The following is a 23,185-nucleotide window of genomic DNA, read 5'->3' on the forward strand; positions in this document are numbered from 1 at the left end:
AATTCTCTACTCTATAATCTTTCTTACTGAGAAACCCCAAAAATCAAATCTAGATCTTTTAAATCTGGTTGCTCTTTTGAATCTCGTGCTGTAGATTCTGCTTGAGAATCAATATCTGTGACATCTTGGTTCTGGAAAACATTGTCAACATCAACAGGTATTGTTGAGGCTAAAGATGTCGGATTTTCTGACTTTATGCCGAGAACCTGCTTCATTGCGAATAAATATTGAAACAATCTTTCTCGTACCTCCCAATAACAACGTTCTACTTCTTCTTCTGTTTTTTGGTTGGCTTCTAGAGCATAGGGAAGTAAAGTCATCAGACATACTTCGGCTACTTTTTTTCTTCTTTCTCTAACAGACATACTATTCAACCAATCAGCTACTTGAGCTAGAGGTTTTCCTTCACTTGGTTGCCAGCGAATTGTCAAACTACGAAGTTTGTTTTTACTTGCCATTATCTAAGTTCTCAGTTTTTTATCTTGTTTGCCTACCAGGTTTTTATTCTGCTTTTAAATACTTAAATAGACTAAAAACATCTGCAAAGCGAACTGAAAAAGCCGACTCTATTGCATTTATAGATTTAAACTCCAAAGCTTCAGCTACATCTTTGATGATTCCACCATGAGCTAAGACAGGAGTATACGGTCTAGCTAGATCTATTGGCGAACAATCCATCTTTTCACCCTTTTCACCGAGCGCACAGTTAAAGTAAGCTTCTATAAAGGGTTTGAAAAATGGCAACGGTCCTCCGCATACATTGAGTTCTGTCAGTCGATTGGGAAATATCTCTTTAAGAAAAAGCTTCAGCTTTTCTTCCCATTCCCTCTCTCCAAGAGTTATAGCTTTATCTAGATCTTCTATTTCCGACTTTCTAAGATTGCTATTTCTGGCTGTAGCTAGAGAGCGAATTGCCTCAAGCTCACCCCACAAAGGTTTGKSARAATWGTATTCACCTTTGCTWGCCTCCGTTATTCCCTTGAATATAGCGTTGTTTAGTTTGTCTCTATTTAACAAACAAGGTGCAGTTTTAATAACTCGATCCAACAGAAAGGAAAAACCCATAAGAGGACTAGCACCTCTTTTTATCTGCCCCGATTCAAAACAGAGTCCCGTCCAATTGCGATCGCCTAGCATCAAAATTCCCAATCGCTGTTGTTTGAACCAATCTAGACCTTTTTCTGCAATCCTCGACACGGCTATACCACCTCCTTCTGGATAACAAAGAAAATCTTCTATCTTGACTCGGATTTTACGGCTGCGAAATTCATATTCTGGAGTCAGTCTTTGTAACTCTCCCAACAAACGCTTTCGGTCTTTATATTCGTCCCAAGGCAATAACAATCCTAGTTGTATTTTGATTTTTCTCCTTCTCGATACAAAATGCGTTTCTACTATTACTCCTATTGCTGCCAAAATTTTGTACAGTGCATTTTCATACTTGGGAACGCTTCTTCTATCGGTCGGACAAAACTTTTCCGCCATCTGTCCTACTACTACTAAGCTGTTGCCATTTCTTATCCATGCTTGTTGTTCGGGTTGGGGAAATCCTATCCAATTAGAATGTTTGAGTTGATTCTCCATTCGCTCGGATGAAACTTCGTCTATTGCCGATGACATAAATAAAGAGTTTGTTTTCTCTGTCTGTGAGAGCGAATAAACTATTTTAGTCCCACTATTACCCGTATCGATACATATACAGCAATCGACCATCTTTCTTCAACTAATAAATTTTTAGAAAAACATTAATCAAATATATTACGCCTAGACTACCGATAAGTTCTCTAACTAAAATGTTTAATGTAGCCTAGAATACATTTATTTTTTCACTTCATATAACGTATAGAGTGAAAAAAATTGATTCGCACTATTTTTTTATAACATATACCACTAATTTTTCTTCAAAATTAATGTATTTGATAATATTACACAGCAGTTTTTAGACAGTATTTTCACTTTTTTTTAGCTATATAGTGAAAAATATATTACTTAGAAGATAAGACTATATCCATAGTGCCAAAAACTAACTATAATAGCTGCAACAATTATTGCTGCGCCTTTACAGGCTACACTGATAACTTCCTTCGGTCGTCGCACAGTACGCAAAAATTTTGCTCTAACCTAAAATCTAAAAACATATTTAAACATAGTTTTTAGACAGGTTTTGTAAAAAAAGTAGTTTTGTAAACTTGACTTTTAAATACTAAAAAATAATCCTAAATTGAGAATATTAATTCAGTTTATTGTTGAATTAATCGCGAAATTATCTAAGTTACAAGTAGTTGCTAACCACTAAAGTAATTACTCCCAAACAGGGAGAATCTTACTATGCCCAGGAAAACTATTATTCGGCAGCAGAATCTGTCGCTAATTCTCAGTGGATGGGTAAGGGTGCGGTCAAACTCGGTCTGAAAGGTAAGATAAAACCCCAGAAGTTTAAGCAGTTACTCTACGGAGAACTACCCAACGGTACTCGCTTTAGAACCAGAAAAACCGAACGTCAAGGCTACAAAGAAAGAGCGGGACTCGACTGTACTTTTTCCGCACCCAAAAGCGTCAGCATCTTGGCTTTAGTAGCGGGGAGAAAAGAGCTAGAGCTAGCTCATAAACAGGCAGTTTTAGAAACTTTAGAAATTATCGAACGAGATTACGCTACTACTAGGGTTAGTAAGAATGGACGGGTAACGGTAGTCAATACCAATAACCTAGTAGTCGGACAGTTCCATCACGATACCAGTAGAGAATTAGACCCCCACCTACATACTCACTGCGTCATTATCAACATGAGCCTATACAACAATAGGTGGTATAGCTTTCGTAACGATGATGTTTTAGCTCACAAAAAACTTTTGGGGGCAATCTATCAAAATCAGCTAGCTCTAGCGGTAAAGAAACTCGGCTATGAAATCGAACCCTTAGCACACGGTCAGTTTGAGATTAAAGGGTTTAGCGAGGAACAGCTACAGTCTCTATCGAAGCGGAGACAGCAGATAAAGTCGCAGCTAAAGAAAGAATCTACTTGGAAAGAAAGGGAACGAGTTTGGGATAGAACCCGCAAGCGCAAAGGAGAAGGTATTCCCAGAGAAGAATTACAGGATTATTGGCGTAAAGAACTAGCTGATGTCACCTATCCCCAACCTAATCAGGAAAAAAAGCGCGGTTTACAGTCAAACCTCGAAGCTTCAAAATTGGTATCGGTAGATGTAAACCAAGCCGTTAGCGATGCTATCGAACACTGCGCGGAACGAAGCGTTGCCTTTAAGCCTCAAGCCATCCAGCAGTTTGTCTTTTCCGAGGTAGGCAAATACCAATACCGAGAATTGGAAACAGCGATCGCCACCAATAACGAACTGATTCATTTAGACAAACAAGTAACCACCCAAACCGCCTTACTTAGAGAACTAGCTACCATCAAGCTTGTCGAACAAGGGAAAAATCAAGTTAAAGAGATTGCTACAGCAGAAGCAATAATTCGCTCTACAGCAGGTCTGACAGAGGGACAGAAAAACGCCGTTACCCTAGCTGCTACAACTAAAGACCGCTTTATCGCTTGGCAGGGCAAGGCAGGTGTGGGCAAAACCTATGCCCTCAATGAATTTAAAAAACTTGCCGAAGCTCAAGGATATAGCGTTAAAGGTTTTGCCCCTTCAGCTAAAGCCGCTCAAGTGCTATCGGCAGAAATGAATATCGAAACTACTACCGTCGCTCGTAAGCTGGTTTCTCAATCTCTGGCAGCAGAACAGTCACAGCAGCAAATTTGGATTGTCGATGAGGCAGGGTTGTTGGGTGCGAAAACTGCTTTAAAACTATTACAACAAGCAGCCAAAGAAAACGCCAGGGTATTACTGGTAGGCGATACCAGACAGCTATCTTCTGTAGAGGCTGGCAATCCGTTTAAATCTTTACAGCAAGCGGGAATAGCTACCGCCTATCTCAACCAATCCCTACGACAGCGAGCTAGAGATTTAAAACAGGCTGTCGATTTACTTTCAGAGGGACGAGTTACCCAAGGTATCGAGATTTTAGATGCCCGTCAACGCTTGTTAGAGATACCAGAGGCAACAGCTAGAGCCAGTCGCATCGCCCAAGACTATCTAAATTTGAGCGAGCGCGATCGCCAACAGACCCTTATCGTTGCGGGTACTCATCGAGAGCGAGAAGCAATCGTAGACTGCATTCGTCAGGGACTCAAACAAGAAGGTAGTCTGGGTAAAGAGGTTACAGTCGAACGTCTCAAAGCAAAGAATCTAACTGAGATCCAAAAGCAGTACGCTTACTATTACCAAGCAGGTGATGTAGTTATTGCCTTTAGTAACTACAAAAGATGGGGACTGGAGAAAAACCAACAGTATCGAGTAAAGGCAGTAGAAAAAGATAGTTTGGTATTGGTAGATAGAGAAGGTAAAGAACAACGAGTATCACCTACCTGGTTTAAGCATAAAGAGGTCTATCGAGTCGAGGCTACCGAGATTGCTGTAGGCGATCGCCTGCGGTGGGGTAAAAATGAGCGTCAGTTAAATCGTATCAACGGTACGGAGTTTGTCGTCACCAGCATTGACGGCAACATTGCCACGATTGAAACCGATACGGGCAAGCAAGAACAAATAAATTTAGAAACCCCCCAACATTTAGAACACGCCTTAGTTAGCACCACCTATAGCAGTCAGGGAGCGACCGCCAATAGAGTATTAGTCAGTCTTACCGACGATCTGACCTCAAATCTAGAAAGCTTTTACGTCGCTGCTTCACGGGCTAAGTACTCCCTCCAGCTTTATGTCGAAAATCGCGCTCGATTTATCGAGAAAGCCAGTTTTAGTAGGGCGCAACTCAATCCCCTCGAACTGATTGGGGAGCATCGGCGACGGGTAGTTACAAAAACCCCTTTAGAAACAGCTAAATCAGATTTAAACCAAACATCAGAAACAAACTATGAGCCAAACCACCCCACCCAATCTAACCCTGAAAGAAATTCTTCAAGATGCCCTCGAACCAGTCGAGCAACGCCTGGAAATTATGAAGTCAAACCAGAACGACTTGAGAAACTTGCTGATGCAGTTAATCGATTCGCTGACGAAACCAAAATCGAGTGGCTTGAAGGAAGTTTTAGAGAGCTTAAACGAAACCTTAATAAGCGTATCTTACCAACTGAAAGAGCAGCAAGCCTTAGAAACTCAATTAAACGACTCGATAGAACGCTTGCAGCATACCATCGAGAGCGACAGTGGCAAAGAAAATTAGCATCCGTTAGAGATTCTGTAGAACATCAAACTCTGGCAGCCGATACCGAATTAATTAACGCCGTTACCAAACTAGACCGCGCTCTAGAAGCCAGGTTGCCCGAAATTGCTATTAACCTCCAGCAGCTTCAAGAGACGTTGGAGCGGTACGAGAAGCTACAGCAAGAGAAAATTGAGAATCGGTTCGACAATTTTGCCAAAGCAGTTACCGATATTTCCGAGCAAAAAGAATTAGAAGCAATAGCTCCTGCTTTCGTTCGATTAAATGCTCGACATGAAATCATCGGGCGGTCAGCAGGCTCTGGAGAGCCTCGACGTTTCTCCGAAACGGCGGCACGCTCCAGCGTGCGAGGAAGCCTCGAAACTACGCCCGTTCAACAATATACTGCCCGAAATTCTCTAACGACAATCGAACACCTGCATTACAGCATTATTCGAGAACAAATCATGCAGAATTTAAACCGTGTAGATCTTGCTGAAAGTGAAGTAGTAAAATTAAAAGCCGAAAAGTTGAGCGAACAACTCCAACAGCTAGATGTACAACCCAGAAAAAAACGCTACTTAGCAAGACAACTAGCCGATCTTCGTTCCTATACTCAACTTTCAACAGGACAGCGAGTAACTGTTAACACGAAACAAGGAACTATTACCGATCTAAAACTTTCACCAGGGGGAATGCCCGAAGCTTGGGTGAAATGGGACGATTATTCGGTTCCTATTTCAGAGCAACCAAGCAGACTACAAGTTTTAAGCCAACAGCAGATAAATAAACCAAAATTTGTAATACCGACTACGGCTAAAGCCAAACCAGAGGTTAGTAAGAGAAAAAGTGTCGGACGACCAATCAAAAAGACTGACACGCAGCGACAAAACGACGAGCGAGAACGTAGAGAATTAATCTCCAGAGCTAGAAATATGCTCCTAGAAGAAGTAGCTATAGATTTGGGATTGCAGTTAGACCGCTACGACAAGAAAAAGTACAGGAGCGACACTCATATTATCAGCATTGACGACCAAAAATTCTACGATCATCTAGCTAGTGTAGGCAGTGGTGGCGCGATCGATCTCGTCATGCACGTTCGAGATTGCAATTTTAAACAAGCAGTAGAATGGCTAAACAACAGACAATTGATTCCAGTACCCAACCATAAAGTAAACTCTGTTTCCAAGCAGCCTTCAATTCGTCCTCCTTTTAAACCACCAGCACCAGATACTACTAAATGGTCGGCAGTCAGAGATTATTTGATAGCTACCAGAGGATTACCCGAATCTTTAGTTACTGCTTTACACGAACGAGGTACGGTTTATGCCGATGAAAAACAAAATGCGGTTTTTATCAGAAAAGATTTAGATGGGAAGATAACTGGGGCTTCATTGCGAGGGACTTACCAGGATAGTAAATTTAAAGGGCTGGCTACGGGGACTCAAAGAGACAAAGGCTGGTTCTCTTTTAAAAAAGGTACAGGTGAACCACAACGGTTTGTGCTGACAGAATCTCCTATCGATGCGCTTTCTGCGGCAGCTATCTCTCAAAAACCAGAAACCACTTTATTTATATCGATTGATGGGGCTGGAGCAATACCCAAGCAGTTATTACTTCAACAGCTAGATAAAGGCAAGCAGGTTATTGTCGCCTACGATAATGATGAGGTGGGAAACCAAATGGCACGACAAGTATTAGAAGAATTACCAGGAACTCAGCGGATTGCTCCTAGTGTCGGTAAAGATTGGAACGAGCAGTTATTACTTCAATCTCAGAGTCAGCTAGAATCAACTAAGCAACTTTTTGAAACAGAATATCGAGGGTTTAGACAACAAGTCGAACGAAATCCTCAAATGTGTAATGCAGGAGATGAAAAGTTAGACACTGCTGTAGCTATGCTGGTAATTAAAGAGGCGGTTGAAAACAATGGCTCGGAACATTTACTTAAAAGAGTCGGACAAGTTTTATCTCAAAGCGATCGCCTTAAAGAATGGAAACAGACAATGCCAGAAGCGGAGTATCGTTCTGTGGCTCAAAAATATATCTCCCAGACGTACCAAAGAGCTAATCAAATAAGAGAGAGTATTCGCTCTGGCGAAAAAGAGCAAAAGTTTGAATTTGAGCGATAGTTCTGTCAGGCTGATAGATTCTGTTGCAGAAAACGAACGGCAAAGATGAACTACACACTCCACTACGATACTTAAAAAATTGAAATTTATAATTCTCTATCATGCACAAATATTTTGACTTTAAAGACCTAACGATAATTCTCTGCCTTGCTTTAGGAGGTTGTCAACAACCCACGCTTCATCCAATTGGATAGAATCGGAGCATGAAAATGCTTATAGTTGACCAGTCTAAGTCTTTACTGACTACGTTATTGAGGCTATCACACCTATAAATGCGTCGAGCCAGTTTGTAGCTCTGTGGTCTGTTATTAAACGTTCGAGTTGGGTTTAGACAGTGTAGCAGACATAACAAACCTTAATAACCTTGACGAGGCTCACATTACCCGTTTTACGGAGAATTCAAATGTCTAATTATATATTCGTAATTGACACCAACTTTCAACCCCTTAATCCCATACATCCAGCACGAGCTAGGAAATTGCTCAAAGCAGGAAAAGCTGCCATATACCGCAAGTATCCTTTCACGCTTGTTCTCAAGAAGGCAGTAGAGCCAAAAGAGATAAAACAGTGTCAGCTAAAGCTCGATCCAGGCAGCAAAACTACAGGCATTGTCCTGCTTCAAAAGAATAAACTTATTTGGGCAGCAGAATTAACTCATAGAGGACAACGGATTAAAAACGCTCTAGAATCACGTCGCTCTTTCAGAAGGGGACGTAGAAATAGAAAAACTAGATACCGACAACCAAGGTTTCTCAACCGCAAACGCTCCGATGGATGGATAGCACCTAGTTTAAAACATCGCGTTCTTACTACTATGACCTGGGTTAAAAGACTAATCAAACGCTGTCCGATTAAGTTCATTGCCGTAGAGTTAGTTCGCTTTGATACCCAAAAGTTACAGCAACCCGAAATTGAAGGAGCGCAATATCAACAAGGTACTCTCTATCAGTACGAAGTTAAAGAATATTTGCTGGAAAAATGGAGCAGAACTTGTGCTTATTGTGATGCTAAGAACGTACCTTTAGAAGTCGAGCATATAGTTCCTAAAAGTCGAGGAGGCAGCAATCGAGTATCTAACTTGACTCTAGCCTGTGTACCGTGTAATCAGGCTAAATCCAATAGAGATATTAAAGATTTTCTAGCAGATAAACCAGACTTACTCTCAAAAATACTCAAACAAGTCTTAGCTCCTTTAAAAGTGCGGAATGCACCGCCAGGCAAGCTCTTGAGTTCAACTCAAGAGAACCTGGCGGATGCTGCTGCGGTAAATTCAACTCGTTGGAAATTGTTTGAAGCCCTAAAAACTACTAATTTACCCGTAACTACTGGCACAGGTGGACAAACGAAGTTTAACCGCACTCAACAAAACTTGCCCAAAACTCATTGGCTAGATGCGGCTAATGTTGGGGAAACTCCCCAACTGAAAATATTAACTAGTCAACCATTACTAATTACCGCTAAAGGTCACGGTATCAGGCAAAGAGCGATAACAGATAAATATGGGTTTTCCAAACGGCACCGAGGACGATTTAAGTTATCTCACGGATTCAAAACGGGAGATATCGTCAAGGCAAACATTCCCAAGGGAAAATATGCAGGACATTATAACGGGCTAAGGATTGCCATCAGAACCAAACCTACTTTTGCCCTCTCTCCCCAAAACGGAGGCAAACAGTTCGACGCGCACTGTAAGTATCTCATTAATATCCACAAAGCAGATGGCTATTCCTATTCATATTAAAAAGTCGATTCCTCCGTCGCTTGACAATAGTACAAGCGCGGAACCTTCTCCACATTCTGCTGGAGTAAAGCAATATTTGACAATTTAACCTATGGTGTCGATCGCCAAGAACTGATTGATTCAGGGGCAATTTATCGAGATTGACTTTCACTGCTTTTTTTGCAACCAATAACTTCCTCGGTAGCCGACAAATAAATCTCCTGCCATTTATTGAGATGGGGAACGGGAGCAGTAGCAATTTCTCTGAGTAAATTGCGAACTGTATCGTCGATAAGATCGCTGGCTGCTATTTTTTGCACCCTATCTAAGATCGTGGTAGCTTCAGAATCACTTTCTCGAATAACCATCAAATATTGCGGATGAACGGTTCGAGCCATCCCCAGACAGGTTGCCACATCTACTGAATGTTCGTAACGGTTTAAAACTATGCCCCAACAGTTGCGGAACTGTTTTAAATCGGGATTGTTGCCGACGATTCTGACTGCGGTATCAATTTGCGGAATGGTTAGCGAGTTGGAATTTGATACGGCAGTAAAGGAAGCGACGGTATGGCGAATCTGTTTGGCAGTAATTTTATTCTCATCTGACTCCAATATTTCTTGCCAGGCTTGTCTTTGGAGTTCGGCGGTTTTTAATTTAGCAATTTCGCGACATTGAGACTCATTTCGCGGCAGAGGATAGTCTAGTTTTTCCGCAATTGCGGAAAATGATTGTGGAAAACTTTCAAGTTGCGGAATTAGATTTACTACTACCTCGGCGGCTTTAAGCAGATCGTAAGCGTAGGTTTTGTTTATCTTCCACTCGCCCGCGCAGTAACTAGTATAGCTACTGTAGCCCTTAGCCAGATAAAGCTCTCGCTTTTTAACTTCTGCTAGTGCCAATCCAACCTCGAAAAAAGTCTGACGCAGTACTTTAAGCCCTTTTTCAATAGTGCGTTCTAGCTGTTCTAAAGTAGAGAGCGAATCAGTAGGAACTACTTCACTAAGACCATTCATCTAATTTTAATTCTCGGTGTGGAAACCCCTTTTAAAATTAATTATATCCATGTCCTCACGGATATAATTAATTTATTTACATATATTTATATAAAGAATCTACGAGAACGGCAATATAATAAAAAAATACTCGACTCACTTTATGGAAGTAGAGACTGTAACTTTCGATGCCTAATCCCAATCCCTCGCCTAAAACTCGTTTTAAAAGTGACCGCCCCGAACCTCTATCTAGCAAAATTACGGTGCGATTGACTGACTCAATGTTGCAGGAGCTTAAGGCACAAGAAAATTATCGAGAATTTATCAGACAAGCGATCGCCGAAAAGTTACAGAGTAGTTCAGCGTGATGATTGGCAACTATTCTGCATCGTGGAATAGATATACATCTTCCAATACCTGAAGCAATCGCTCCTCTAAAAAATTGAGTTGAGAACGATTGAGCTTTTCTAGTCCCTTTAACAGCCATATTGCAGCTTCGTCTAAAGAACCTACCTCAAATAAAGCAGACATTCTCGCCCCCCAATCTAGCATTTGCTCCGATTCGGCGCGGTCGAATTTTAGGGACAAAAGATCGTCAACCGAAACGACAAATCGATCGTCCCACGTATTGACTACGCATTCGTCTTTTCTTACCTCGGCGACTACACACCAACAATTTTTCTTCCCTGGAACTCCCGAAGTTATGCGACAAATTTCCCCTGGAGAAAAAGGATTAACAGGAGGATATTTCTGTTTGAGATAAGCTTTAACTGCCTCTTTAACCATAATAGCTGGCGGTACTTTGCCCATCGCTAAACTGACAGCTATCACCCAAACTTCACCAGCTTCAATCGGATTTAAATGGGCTTGAAAAATTGGTCGCAGTTGCCTTTGTTTGGTGGGTAAGGGGTCGTTTAGACCATTGGTCTTTAAATATTCTTCTATAAAATAGTAAGTCTCGGCAGCTTTCATACAACGCTCGATGTAGAGCATCGTAAAACCAAAAACTGACTCGCAGTAAGACTCAAAATTATCAAAGCGATCGCGATACAACTTAAGTCGCCTAATACTTTTCAATGCCTGACCTCGAAGTACGAACCCCGTTCGTACCTGATGCTCTAATTTATCCCTTAACTCCGCTTCTTGTGATGATAAGACATACAACCTGAAATATGCCCCAATTGACTGTAATTACTTAACAATTTTACAGCTTTTGGTGTAAATAACAGGGATTCTACGCAGTAAGATTTTGGTGAGGGTTCTAATTTACTGGTATGGTTTGGGTAAGGGGGAAAGGGGGAAAGGGGGAAGTCGCTTCGCGACGGGGTAAAGGTTAACGCTTAACAAGTTGACTAAACAAATTTTGATAAATTATTCACCCAGTCCTGTAAAGGCGCGATCGTTATACAAACTCGATTCAACAGACGATAATCTTAACTCATCAATTTGGGGATGTCCAGGATTAATTATGGCAATATTTTCTAGACCAGCAGGTACGGCTACACTGGGTACGAACAAGATTAAACTACTACCTTCATTAAGCCACTGGCTACCAATTTTTTGCGTACTCGACGGATAGGGATATCGACTCCAATCTTGAGGTAAATCAATCACTTTAAGAGTTTGACTCGATACGGTATCTGGTAAATGATAAATTCCCAATCGGTAATCTACTGGAATCAGTCTGGGGTTGGGTAGGTAATTTGCCATTTCTAAAAGAGCGACACTGGGAGTTGAAGCGAAATAAAGTACTGGTATTCCAGGTTCGTTCCACCGCGCACCATTTAAGAAAGAACCACCGCGACCCGTATAATTTTCTAAATATTTAGTGCGGGTAATTCTAAACAGTTCCATCAGGCAAACTCGCCATATTCGATCGCACTTAAGGTTTCTCTAACCAATTTTCTGCCTTCAAAGGTATCGCACAAGCTAACTGGGGATTCTCCATTTAAAGCAGGAATACTAGTATGCAGCCATTCTTTAGCTAGGTTTTCATCCCCAAAAACATTGATAGCTTCATCGAACACTTTGAGAGTATCTAAAACACCCTCAGTTTGAACTTTACTTAATAGCTTAGAATGATACAGGCGATTTAAATTACCCGAACTGGTACTCAGTAAACGAACGAATAGTTCTCTCTCTCCTAAAGCTTTGACCGCTTGCTCGACAATTTTTCCAGAGACTCCTTGTCGAACTGCCTGAATGTATGCTCCGCGATCCTCTAAAATCTTGGGGTTTAAATCTGAAGTTTTTAGCAGTAAAGCAATATTCATCTGGAATTAGTCAAGCATTTGCTTCAATTGTACCTCATTATGATGTTGTATGGTAATCACAATGATGTATGTTAGCAAGCCCGAATTTTTGGTAAAATTCTCTTGAACTTTGCTTGGGACATAGAGATGGCAATTCAACGGTTAAATCGAGATCATAGATTTACCAGACGCAACCGCGCCACTGCTACTGTTTCTACTCTGCCAACAGTGAAGGCAATGGTAGATTGTTTCGAGCGATATCTCAGTCTGACTATTGCCGATGGAAATGCTAGCTCCGATACAATTACAACCTATCGCAATCGCACCGCTCAGTTTCTTAGCTGGTGTAGAGAGCGAGAACTCTATCCCGCTTTAGTTAGTACTTCAAATATCCTTGAATACCGCAAACACTTGATTGATGGGGGAAAAACATCTCCAACGATTCGATTATCTCTAATATCCATCAAGCATTTCTATACGGCTTGTTTGGCAGAAAAACTGGTCAAGGACAATCCCGCTCTTGGGGTGAAAGCACCAAGGGAAAAGCGCGAAGTGAGTAGCACGATTAATTATTTGAGTTTGGAAGAGTTACAACGGTTAATTGACAGCATTTTACCTACCTATAAAATTCGCGGAGATAAGACCAAACAAATACAGGTATTGCGCGATCGCATTTTGTTGGGGTGTATGGCACTTCATGGCTGTCGCAGCGTTGAAATGTATCGGGCGAATTTGGGGGATATTAGCGAATCAGGGGAAAGCTATTATCTTAAATTGGATGGTAAAAACAGCATTAGAACTATCCTGCTACGTCCAGATTTGGCAGAAGAAATAGTTGAATACAAGAAGGTTCGCTCGAAAACAAAGGAAAAACTCAACCAAAATTCGCCCTTGTTTATTTCCCTATCTAACCGTCGCTACGGTCAACGGTTGTCGAGGAGCGGCATCGGTCATATTGTCGATCGCTATCTAGAAAAATGTGGCTTAAAACATAGCGATCTTAATCGAAATCTCTCACCTCACAGCCTACGTCATACCGCAGGTACGCTAGCCTTGAGAAATGGTTCGGACTTAAGGCAGGTGCAGGATTTTTTGGGACACGCCGATCCTAAAACTACTGCTGTCTATACCCACGTTCTTAGTTCTCAAGAAGATAATCCTGCTGCTAAGATCGATATTAATTTTTGAGTTGTGACGGTTGGTTATTGCAGAGTAATTCTCTTGCTTCTTGTGGCGATAGTTCGGCTACCAGGTAAATTTCGCCTTTTTTATCGATTCTAACCGCGTTGCCTTGCACTATAGGATCTTTTTCTTTCCAAGCAGAAAGTTCCCACTCTTGTTGTTTTTCCTCGACGGGTGGCACGAATCCAGGTGCGGCAATATATTCTTCATTATCTATCGGATCGTAGGGAGATTCGGGAAATCCTCCTCTTCCCGTATATACCAGTCTCGCTCCTCCTCGATTGGGGTTTTCTTCCGAACATAAATTCATTCTCTTTTCTTCGCTATTGTCAATCTTTACCTCTCTTATGGCAACAATCGGATCTTGGATTGTCAATTGGGGATTGGTAATGGTTATCGTTCCGCTTTCCCCAAACTCCGAACTCGCATCAATATCGCTGGTCGTATTATTAGGTATTGCTTTTCTTTCTTCAATTCCTAAAATCCCATTGGCAGTGATATTTATGTTGCCTCCATCTCCTCGAAAAGCGTTGGCGGTTATATCGCTGTTTTCTAGTGCTAAGATGTTGTCGGAATTGATATCTATGTTACCGCCATCTCCCGCACCTCCTGCTGTAGCTGAGATTAAGCTATTGTTTGTGAGGGACAGGCTATCTGTGTTGAAATCGACATTTCCTCCCTGTCCCGATGCTGTTGTGGCGGTAACGCTTGCAGAGTTATTTAAATTGATTGAATTGGCATTCACTATAATGTCGCCAGCATTTGCTGTTCCTTGATTATCAACTCTTATCAAACCTCGATCTTGAAGAGTTAGTCGATCGGTATTTAAAGTAATTGAACCCGCTTGTCCTTGAGGTATAGAGGGTAAATTAAAAATTTCTCTTAAAAAAGGGTCGGCAATTTCACTAGAAGCCGTAATTTGACTAGAATTAATTGGATTATCTTCCCTAGTAATAAAGTTTTTGCCGCTAACTTGAATTGAGTCAGAAGCATTAATCACAATATTTCCCGTATCTCCAAAACCAGCAGTCGTAGCATTGATTTTTCCCGCATCTTCAAGTTGCAAACTTCTGGTATTAATTTTTACATTTCCTCCCCGACCTAAAGTTGTCGTTGTGGTTCCTATGGTACTCTCAGAAAAACTATTAGAAGATGGGTCGAATTGGAAAAAGCCCGATACTTTAATAGTCTCATCAAAAGCAGCGTTTATATCTCCACCTCTGCCATCAAATACGGAATTTGTTAATATTAATCCTCCTGATTCAAGTAACAAATTTTTTCCTACTAAATTAATATTTCCGCCTTGACCAGATCCTAAAGTTTCAGTAATAATTGAACTACCTACGGGAAAAAACTCTATTGGTGGTTTTCCATTTATCATTATGGTATTAATAGCACTTATATTTATGTTTCCTCCATTGCCAGTACCAAAAGTTCTAGCATTTATTACGCTATAATTTTCAAATTTTAAGTCAGCGGCAGAAATAATTATATCTGAACCTTTTCCATCTTCAAGCGTTTGAGAAACTATTCCTGGTAATCCAACAATAGAAGAAAAGTCAGCAGGTGACACTATTTCTTTCATGTTAAAAGAATTTGTCATTTTAATATTTATACTCCCAGATGGAAAATTTCCCAAGTTGGAATTTAAAATAACAGAATTTCTAGACATAAAAAAGTTTTTTCCTCTCAGGTTAATTTGTCCTCCTGGACTGCCACTAGCGTTCAAGAGAGATCTGTTCTTTAGAATGACATCTTGAAACTGAGATACTTGTTCATAATTAAAAGCTAAAGTTTCTGAAGATAAATCTATTTTCACCACCCCAGACTCTACACTGCCAATTTCTATTCGTCCTGAAGGACTTGTTATTATTTCACCATTAAGCTCTATTCCATTTCCTATTAGAGCTAAAGTATTTTTAGAAGAAACGTTTATTCCTAGTCTGTCGTTTCCAAAGTTTATTATTGGCGATCCAAAAGCATTTTCAATAGTTGATGTATCAGCAAAACCTACTTGATGCCCCGTTCCTCTTGCTATGATTTTGCCTGAATTGCTACCAAAATCTAGACCAATAGGAATTTCTGAGGTTAATAGTGGTATTTGAGACGGCTTGACAGCATCAAAGATAGTACTGTCGCTAAATTTAATACTTTCTGCTGTCGTCGCTATGAAAGAACCACCAACGTCTATAGCTGCATTTTCGCCAAACAGTATTCCATTGGGATTTATCAAGAATAGGTTAGCAGTACCGTCAACTCCTAATGTGCCAAATATCTCAGAAATATTTCCTCCTGTAATGCGAGAAAATATGTTTTCTATATTTGCAGGATTGGCAAAATAAGCTTCTATTCCTTCTGAAATTCCAAATTCTTTAAAGCTATGAAACAGGTTTTCTCCTCTAATCGCTCCGCCTTCTATGCGCTGGCGTGATTCATTAATCGAGTCGATCGTGGAACTTTCCTTACCTAACGTGCGATCGGGAACAATTTGAGCCTTACTAGAGCAAGGAAAAACAATTAAAAAACAAGCTGCTAAACAAGATTTTGTTAGAAAATTTAAAGACATTTTTTAATTCAAATATGTTTAAAGTTAACTTTTAAGCCACTACGAGGATGAGGAAAAGGTGTTTGCACTATTTTTAAATTTTGGTTTTTCGTTAATTCCCAATCATACTCACGTATTAAAATAGCCGCAAAAATTTTCATTTCTAAACGAGCCAGATTTTCTCCCAAGCAACGTCTTCTTCCTCCACCAAAAGGAATATAGCTTTCTACAGAATCTTGGTTTATCGAATTAAATCTTTCTGGGTCAAAAGTATCGGCAAAAGCAAATAAACTAGGTTCTTGATGAGTAAGAGAAATTTGATAAATAACTTGCCAGTCTTTTGGAAATAGACACTCATCGAAACTACATTTTCTGATTACTTTACGAAAACCACCTCCCACTGGCGGTATTTTTCTTAAAACTTCTTTAAGAACTTTCTCTAAATAAATCATTTTTTGGAGATTTTCTAGAGATAGAGATGAAGATAAATTTAGTTGTTGCTGTTCTTGACGACATTTAACTAATATTTCTGGATTTTTGGCTAATAACAAACAAAATGAAGTTAAAGCTGATGCTAATGTTCCATGTCCAGCAGACAACAAATTTAAGATTTGCTCCTTAATTTCTATTGAAGACAAAGAATTTCCATCTTCGTCGCGAGCTTGCAATAAAAGACTCAAAGCATCTTGATATCTATCTATATTATTAATTTTAATTCTCTGACTAATGATTTTTTCTAATTGCTGTAATATCTTTTCACGGCTTCGTAGCGCACGACCTAATTTTGTCCAGGGAAAATTTGGTGAAAAGGAAAATAACCCTTCGCTCCAAATTTTGTATAAATTACCCAAAGAGCTTGATGATGCAAAATCTTCACCAATGAAAAGTTTTCCAGCAATATCAAAAGAATAATTTTGTAGTTCGTAATACCAAGCAAACTTCCCCAACTTTTCCCATCTTTGACAATAATTTTGCGTAATTGCTTGTATGGTTTCTGTTTGTTCGTTTAAATATTGTCTTGAAAATAATTTTTGTAAAATCTGTTTTCGGTTCTTATGGATACTAGCTGTTTGAGTCGTCAAAGCTGAAGAACCGATGAGAGTTTTCATATTTGGAAGCATATCATTTTGAAAATAAACATTTTCGTTGCTAAGAACAAAACGACAAGCTTCTATTCCACTCACGAAAATCGTAGGCTGACCGAAAATAGAAGTTTTAAAAATCGAACCATATTTTTGATGTCTTTTTTTAGCAAAATTTTGAGGATTGCTAACTACAAAGTCAATAGCTTCTCCAAGAAACGGTAGACCAAAAGAGCCTGGAGGCTCAGAAGGTAAAGTATTTCGCTTTTCTATGGTAGTCATTACTAATTTAGTGGTCAAATTTATTATCGCAGCATTTTTACGAATGCGCGAATATTTAGTTTAGCAAGCGTAATTTGCTAAAATTTTATCTCAGTTCAGACTTTTAATTGCCTATTTATTTGTTTCTAGTTGATATTTCTCAATGAGGGCAATCGCTAAATACATTTACAAGTGTTGGCGATTGCCTTTAAAGCTATTGCTCTAAATGGATTTGGCTAAAATTGTTCTACAGACTTTCACAACAACATTGACGGGTAAAGGATGACGTGGAGACTGCGGAAGGGGAGACGCGGAGAATAAATTTAACTCTCATTTGTGTCTTGACAGAGCAGTAGTAGTTTGAGAGCCTGACCCGCAGTAAAAAAGGCTTGCGTTAGGGTATTTTCCAGCTTGTCTCTTTCTTCTATTTCTAATGGAGACAATGGCGATAGTTCTAGTTTTTGAACCAGACTGCCCACTAATCTCCATTCATCACGGTCGTTACAAACAACGCACTTGCCAAGCTCATTTAATCGTTGTCTGACCTCCATTACCGAAGCCTCAAGTATCAATGACAATTTTACGGCTGATATATAGTCGTCATGTTGCGATAACTCATCGCGAACCGAGACAATTGAAATCATTTTAGTTAGCGGATAAAAGTAAATAGTAAAGCGAGAAGTTGTTCGAGAAGTTATACCTGTTCGCTCTTCTTCTAACGATCGCACAAAATAGCCAACAGAATTTAAAATATAATTGTTACTTTTGAAATACAGATATTGCACTTGTCTTTTTACTCCCCAAGCAAGATCTGACGCGAACCAGATCTGCTTGCCCAGAGCGCATCTAGTTCGGTTAAATATTCAATCGGTACATATTGACAGGGAGTCGCTGTCAATCCCGACTCTAATAAATCTTCCTTGCCAACTGACTTTAGCCAAATAACAACATCTGCTGCTTTCTTCATACCGTATCGTTTTGCCAGCTTAGTTTTAGAGATGCCCTGGTAGGAAGCGACCGCCCTACCACTAGAATTAACTAGAACGGTTTTCTCGACAATCTCGGTTTTGGTTAATACTGCATCGGCTTTACCTAGAACTAAAGCTGGCAAAGCTGGATTGATAATCGCTAAAGCTTGAGAAGCTGCTAACAGCTGTTGTTGAGCTACTGCCGCCCCTTGTTGCGCTTTAGCAACCTCTAGCTCTAGCTTAAGTTTTTCTATCTCAGTTGTTTGAAATGGGATTACCTCTTTGATTATTTGTTTTGCTTGGGAAAAAGCTTTGACTAGTTCTAATTTACACTGAACAACCCGTTCGCTATTTCTTGAAAGAGTCATCAAAAAAGTTGCCTGGTCTTCTGTTAGCCAAGCACAACGCTCGCTAGAACGGTTGCCCTGCTTGGTTTTAAACTCTCGCGTTTCAAACGCTATAGCTCCAAAAAAAGATTCAATACGGTCTTGATACTTATCAATAGTAGCCAAAAAGTTTTTGTGTTTAATTTCCAACGATTCAGCTATTAGGCGCGAATCAATTACCAAAATATGATTCTTATTTTGCACTAACAAATTAGACATATGCTTTGTAAATAAAAACTATAAAGTTATTAATACTTCGAGAACTATTCATTCGTCTCCATCTCCTTGTATTTCTTGTAAAACTTTTAGATCGAGACAAGGGGTACGAATTAACCTTTCTATAACTTCCGATCTCGTAAGTCCCATTGCTTCAGCTACTGCATCTACTTTCTCGATAGCAGTTGGGGTAAGCATAATATTTGTTCTTTGTTTGGATTCGCCCCAACTACCAGGAGAAACCCTGTTGTCTTTAGGCATTGTCAGTGTCCTCATGTGTATATCTCCATATACTTACATCTTCTTAGAAAATAGTAACACTTACTTGTGTATGTGTGTATATGTGTATATAATAAACATAAGGAAACGGAAAGCACTTATCCGCAAGCCCAAAAGTTAATAAAAGTAGTGCAAAATCTTAAAACAAAAAGCGATCGCCTCTTGTAACTTATAGATAATCAAGAACTATGATACAACAAGATTTCGATGCCTTGTCATTCGAGCAAAAACACACAGAAGATTTCCTTAGATTCTGTAATATTCCTACCGTCCTAGACTTTCCAATTGAAATTGACTCCGACGAAGATTTTGGAACTAAGCATTATAGCGTGTGGTATGGAATGAGCTTAATTGGCATCTTTTGCCAAACTGATGAAGGCTTTCTGGTCAAACCTTTCTCTCATAACTATAGTCACCAAAAAACTTTCTGTAGAACTGAAACCGAAGCGCAGCAATTGATTACCAGAACATGTCAAGAAGTGTACGAATAAAGCAAAAATTTGTTAAGCGATAAGCAATCAAAAACTGGCTTATCGCTTTTTTCCTCAACATACCCTGCACTTCATTGTTAATACATTTAAAAACCTCGTCATGACACAACCACAGCTTTTGGCGGTAGAAATCAGAACTATTCAAAATCCTGACATCGATTTTGAAACCCTTCCAACCATAACTATTTATCATGACTCTCAAGATAATTATTTTCCGTCTACAGAAATTAAAGAGATTGAAAACGCAGTTCTAGGCATGGTTCCGCATCTGGATACTAGTTGCCGTTATCTATTACTCTTTTCCGTTCGGCTTCTACCAGGAACTGAGACTGATGCTATTCTTACCTCTATAGCTTCATCTAGACCTAGATGTAGAACTCGACGTAAGTTTAAGAATCACTAGCTTGATATTTGGTTCGGAAGAGCGATCGCACTTGAGTTTTGTCTCCAGATAAAATAGAGCTTATAGCTAAAAGTTAAATCGAAGTAGTATTAGTCATGCTTTCAATTAACGTTCCTCCCAAATTTAAACTAACAACCGAGCAGTTCGAGCTACTGGCTAGTTACGAACAAGAAAACCGCATGGAACTTACTGCCCAAGGAGAACTAATCATTATGCCACCTACAGGTGGAACCGCAGGTAAGAAAAATAGCAAATTAATCTATCAATTAGAAAAATGGTCGGAAGCCGATGGTACTGGGGAAGTATTTGATTCTTCAACTATGTTTATCCTCCCCAATGGTGCTAGAAGAAGCCCCGATGCAAGCTGGATAAGTCTAGATCGCTGGAATCGGCTGACTAAAAAAGAGCAAGACGGCTTTCCCCCTATCGCCCCCGATTTTGTCATCGAATTAGTCTCTCCGAGCGATCTGCGGTGCGACCCTGCTGACGTTTCGTCAGCCAAGGAACGCGCACCAAGAGAAAAAAATCAGCGTTATGAAGACTTACAAAATAAGATGATTGAATACATTGAAAACGAAGTCAAGCTTGGTTGGCTAATCGAACCAAACCAAAAAATTGTAGAGGTTTATTCGTTTTCTACGGTGTACGAGCAAAAATCTCCAGACATAATCTATTCACCTAGCTTTATGACAGCTACGAAATTGCTACCAGGCTTAAAGCTCGACCTAACGAAAGTTTGGGAATAGAAAGTGTCAACTTCCAATAAGGTTTAAAGCCGCCCAACTTGAAGGATGCGCTTGTCGCTCAATTAATTCTACTTGAGTGTTTTGAAGTGCTTTAGCTCGATTAAAATCTGCTTTTTGGAAATAAGAGTAAAATGATTCCATCAGTTCGGTTTGTTCTGCGTCTCGTACTTGCCAAAAGCTACCTAAAACCGAGTCTACGCCGCTTCTCAGACCCACTCCTGCCAAACCCAAAGCGGAGCGATCGCTTGAAATTGCCGTTTCGCAAGCACTTAAAACCAACAAGGCAATTTTTTCTTGACTTTGAGAAAGAGAAGTTTCGAGTTCTAAAGCAGATATAGGTTTATCGTAAGCGAGAATAAAAGAATTTTCGGCAATACCACCAAAATAACCGTGTGAGGCTAAATGTACGATAGAGTATTCTTCCTGTTTCAATTTCTCAGCAAAATTAGTAGCGGTGAAATCTTGGTTGAGAATTTCTTTCCCGCCAACAATGCGGGTAACGCTGTCTAGTTCGTCCGAGACATTAACCAGTCTCGACCAGCCAGCTTTTTTTTCACTCAAACCAAAAGCGATCGCCTCTAAATTTTTTTCATTGGCGGTTGCCGAGTTAAAATTTAGTCCGACTGAAGAAATACTTATCCATTTTTGAGCGAAATACTTTTGTCCATCATGAAGTGCCGCCATTGGTAAATTACGTAGTATTCCATCATGAATAAAAATTGTCATGGCGGGATTGACAGATGCTAGTTGCGACTCGAAAGGACGTACTAGAAGATTGTAAAATTTTTGTGACTGCCGCTTAAATCGATAGGTATTTGTTTCTTGTAAGCTTTCATACCACTCAGTAGCCATTTTATCTATTTCGGCTTTGTCTGAGTTAACTACCTGATGGTGCAGCGTACCGTCAGGTAATTCTAGAATCAAATGGGTTCGCTCGTTAAGTATAATTGAATTAAACAATACGGCATTTGAAGAAAGAACATCTTTTTTCGTCAAACTTTCTTCCTCAATTTCAAAACATTTATCGCCAAAGTAATTTTGTAGTTGCGCCAATCGTAATTTATCAAAGATTGATAGGGCTTCAATTAGCTCGGATTTTTGAGAAGCGGGAGTAAGTAGCATCTCTAGCATCTCTCTATAAAGTGGTTCGACTTGACTTTCAAAGTCCAATCTTTGCTCTAAATTGATGTTGTCAGAACTACTATTTAAAACATCTAATGAGGCTATTGCTTCGCGATAGTTAGAAATTGCTGATGCTTTTGCGCCCCTTTTTCGATAGATTCTAGCTGCTAACCATTGAGCGGGATAGAGACTATCATAGGAAAATTCTGACTGTGCCTCAAGTTGAGCAATTTGGGCGTATTCGAGTGCTTTTGATAGATTGCCAGAGCGTTCGGCAAGCACACCTAATTCTAGCAGAGCGAAGCTTTCTGCTCTGGCATCTCCGAGTGTTCGAGCTATCTTTCTAGCTCGTTCGAGCCAGTACGTAGCTCTATTGGAATCGAGCTTTGCCCAATTAATTGCCAAAAAAACTTTAGTTCTCGACGGTGGCAAATTATCCAGCATAGCTCTCCCTCTTGCGATCTGGTCTGAAGATAACTTGGTTGGGGATAGTTGACCCCACTCGATTAAAGCCCGAACCGCAGAAGAAGATTGTTGGTTTTGAGCGATAGAAAGAGCTTTACGAGCATATTTTAAGGCTTGATAATGATAATTTTCGGCTTTATTTTTATACTTACCTGCTTCCTCTTTTCTGGAACTGTCCGCTTGCAATTGAGCGCGAGAATACTGCTTTTTCAGCAAAAGTACTAAATTGTTTAAACTTGATAGAGATACGTTTGCACCGAGACTTGTTTTATAAGCATCTTCGGCTTTAGTAAATTCGCCATTTTTAGTGTAGGCATTCCCTAATTTTTCCCAGGCAGAAGCTCGGATTGAGGGAGTTATTTTGTCATTAGCAATCAGCTTCTCCAACAAAAAAATTGCCAGATCTGACTGTCCCAAACTCGTGTAACTTTGAGCGATCTTCAGGACAGTTTCAGCTTCTTGTCGTTCTAGCTTTTGTTGGCGATAAATTTCCGCTTCTTTTTTCCAAGCTGCAATCGCCTGATGTGCATCACCGTGTTGCCAGTGATAGGCTCCTAAATCTGCTTGGTGTTCGGCTTCATTCTTGGTTCTAGAAGATACGTTTTCTTCCGTTCTGCCCGAAGGAATGGCGAACAGCATTGAAAACACCACCAAAACCAGAATTTTAAAGTTGTTAACAATATAATTTGTTCCCATGAGAAATTATGTTGTAGAATTTTGCTA

Annotated in this window: 19 protein-coding genes; 7 read left to right on the top strand and 12 right to left on the bottom strand. The window is 40.0% G+C overall.

What is annotated here, in order from left to right; translation table 11 throughout:
- Positions 1–23 precede the first annotated feature (23 nt).
- Together KV40_RS28155 and KV40_RS28160 are read right to left on the bottom strand one after the other, a co-directional pair.
- The gene (locus KV40_RS28155) at positions 24–458 is read right to left on the bottom strand and encodes a hypothetical protein (protein ID WP_036488231.1); all 435 of its coding nucleotides are present in this window, start codon (positions 456–458) and stop codon (positions 24–26) included.
- 43 nt (positions 459–501) lie between these two features.
- On the bottom strand, positions 502–1,620 hold the full coding sequence (locus KV40_RS28160) for a ParM/StbA family protein (protein ID WP_156114223.1): 1,119 nt from the start codon (positions 1,618–1,620) through the stop codon (positions 502–504).
- Positions 1,621–2,282: 662 nt separating this feature from the next.
- Here KV40_RS28160 and mobF point away from each other — a divergent pair.
- Both mobF and iscB read left to right on the top strand, forming a co-directional pair.
- A complete protein-coding gene (gene mobF / locus KV40_RS32730) occupies positions 2,283–7,349 on the top strand; it encodes a MobF family relaxase (RefSeq protein ID WP_052056028.1) in 5,067 nt (1,688 codons plus the stop codon).
- A gap of 403 nt (positions 7,350–7,752) precedes the next feature.
- Positions 7,753–9,090: an RNA-guided endonuclease IscB gene (gene iscB, locus KV40_RS28170; protein WP_036488234.1), complete on the top strand. Its 1,338-nt coding sequence runs from the start codon at positions 7,753–7,755 to the stop codon at positions 9,088–9,090.
- 131 nt (positions 9,091–9,221) lie between these two features.
- Here iscB and KV40_RS28175 read toward each other — a convergent pair whose 3' ends face one another.
- Positions 9,222–10,085 carry a hypothetical protein gene (locus KV40_RS28175; RefSeq protein ID WP_036488237.1) on the bottom strand — a complete coding sequence of 288 codons (864 nt, stop codon included), beginning with the start codon at positions 10,083–10,085 and terminating at the stop codon, positions 9,222–9,224.
- A gap of 167 nt (positions 10,086–10,252) precedes the next feature.
- Here KV40_RS28175 and KV40_RS28180 point away from each other — a divergent pair, with 167 nt between their 5' ends.
- A complete protein-coding gene (locus tag KV40_RS28180) occupies positions 10,253–10,432 on the top strand; it encodes a hypothetical protein (protein ID WP_036488239.1) in 180 nt (59 codons plus the stop codon).
- Between the two features lie 10 nt (positions 10,433–10,442).
- On the opposite strand, the gene KV40_RS28185 is transcribed toward KV40_RS28180, so the two are convergent.
- The 3 genes from KV40_RS28185 to KV40_RS28195 form a co-directional block, all read right to left on the bottom strand.
- Positions 10,443–11,228 (bottom strand): hypothetical protein, encoded by a 786-nt coding sequence (locus KV40_RS28185; RefSeq protein ID WP_156114224.1) that lies wholly within the window; start codon positions 11,226–11,228, stop codon positions 10,443–10,445.
- A 207-nt stretch (positions 11,229–11,435) separates the two neighbouring features.
- Positions 11,436–11,918: an RES family NAD+ phosphorylase gene (locus KV40_RS28190; RefSeq protein ID WP_036488245.1), complete on the bottom strand. Its 483-nt coding sequence runs from the start codon at positions 11,916–11,918 to the stop codon at positions 11,436–11,438.
- A complete protein-coding gene (locus KV40_RS28195) occupies positions 11,918–12,337 on the bottom strand; it encodes an antitoxin Xre/MbcA/ParS toxin-binding domain-containing protein (protein WP_052056029.1) in 420 nt (139 codons plus the stop codon). Before KV40_RS28195 ends, KV40_RS28190 begins: the two co-directional genes overlap by 1 nt.
- A gap of 102 nt (positions 12,338–12,439) precedes the next feature.
- Here KV40_RS28195 and KV40_RS28200 point away from each other — a divergent pair, with 102 nt between their 5' ends.
- Positions 12,440–13,504 (top strand): tyrosine-type recombinase/integrase, encoded by a 1,065-nt coding sequence (locus tag KV40_RS28200; RefSeq protein ID WP_156114225.1) that lies wholly within the window; start codon positions 12,440–12,442, stop codon positions 13,502–13,504.
- Here the strand turns inward: KV40_RS28200 and KV40_RS28205 are convergent.
- From KV40_RS28205 to KV40_RS28230, 5 genes are all read right to left on the bottom strand, one after another.
- Positions 13,494–16,064 carry an S-layer family protein gene (locus KV40_RS28205; protein WP_036488248.1) on the bottom strand — a complete coding sequence of 857 codons (2,571 nt, stop codon included), beginning with the start codon at positions 16,062–16,064 and terminating at the stop codon, positions 13,494–13,496. The two genes, KV40_RS28200 and KV40_RS28205, sit on opposite strands and share 11 nt — an antisense overlap.
- 8 nt (positions 16,065–16,072) lie before the next feature.
- Positions 16,073–17,407 carry a cytochrome P450 gene (locus KV40_RS28210; protein WP_036488251.1) on the bottom strand — a complete coding sequence of 445 codons (1,335 nt, stop codon included), beginning with the start codon at positions 17,405–17,407 and terminating at the stop codon, positions 16,073–16,075.
- 302 nt (positions 17,408–17,709) lie between these two features.
- Entirely contained in the window at positions 17,710–18,030 is a 321-nt protein-coding gene (locus tag KV40_RS28215; protein WP_156114226.1) for a hypothetical protein, read from the bottom strand.
- A 149-nt stretch (positions 18,031–18,179) separates the two neighbouring features.
- On the bottom strand, positions 18,180–18,959 hold the full coding sequence (locus KV40_RS36455) for a Rha family transcriptional regulator (RefSeq protein ID WP_052056031.1): 780 nt from the start codon (positions 18,957–18,959) through the stop codon (positions 18,180–18,182).
- A gap of 48 nt (positions 18,960–19,007) precedes the next feature.
- Entirely contained in the window at positions 19,008–19,217 is a 210-nt protein-coding gene (locus tag KV40_RS28230) for a ribbon-helix-helix protein, CopG family (protein ID WP_216595758.1), read from the bottom strand.
- 206 nt (positions 19,218–19,423) lie between these two features.
- Between KV40_RS28230 and KV40_RS28235 the strand changes: the two genes are divergently transcribed.
- The 3 genes from KV40_RS28235 (at position 19,424) to KV40_RS28240 (ending at position 20,875) form a co-directional block, all read left to right on the top strand.
- Entirely contained in the window at positions 19,424–19,726 is a 303-nt protein-coding gene (locus KV40_RS28235; RefSeq protein ID WP_036488260.1) for a hypothetical protein, read from the top strand.
- A 100-nt stretch (positions 19,727–19,826) separates the two neighbouring features.
- Positions 19,827–20,129 carry a hypothetical protein gene (locus KV40_RS35390; RefSeq protein ID WP_156114227.1) on the top strand — a complete coding sequence of 101 codons (303 nt, stop codon included), beginning with the start codon at positions 19,827–19,829 and terminating at the stop codon, positions 20,127–20,129.
- A 95-nt stretch (positions 20,130–20,224) separates the two neighbouring features.
- Positions 20,225–20,875 carry a Uma2 family endonuclease gene (locus tag KV40_RS28240; protein WP_036488263.1) on the top strand — a complete coding sequence of 217 codons (651 nt, stop codon included), beginning with the start codon at positions 20,225–20,227 and terminating at the stop codon, positions 20,873–20,875.
- Positions 20,876–20,881: 6 nt separating this feature from the next.
- On the opposite strand, the gene KV40_RS28245 is transcribed toward KV40_RS28240, so the two are convergent.
- Positions 20,882–23,158, bottom strand: coding sequence for a CHAT domain-containing protein (locus KV40_RS28245; RefSeq protein ID WP_036488265.1), 2,277 nt, complete (start codon positions 23,156–23,158; stop codon positions 20,882–20,884).
- Positions 23,159–23,185: the final 27 nt, after the last annotated feature.

It is taken from the genome of Myxosarcina sp. GI1, assembly GCF_000756305.1.
Taxonomy (GTDB): domain Bacteria; phylum Cyanobacteriota; class Cyanobacteriia; order Cyanobacteriales; family Xenococcaceae; genus Myxosarcina.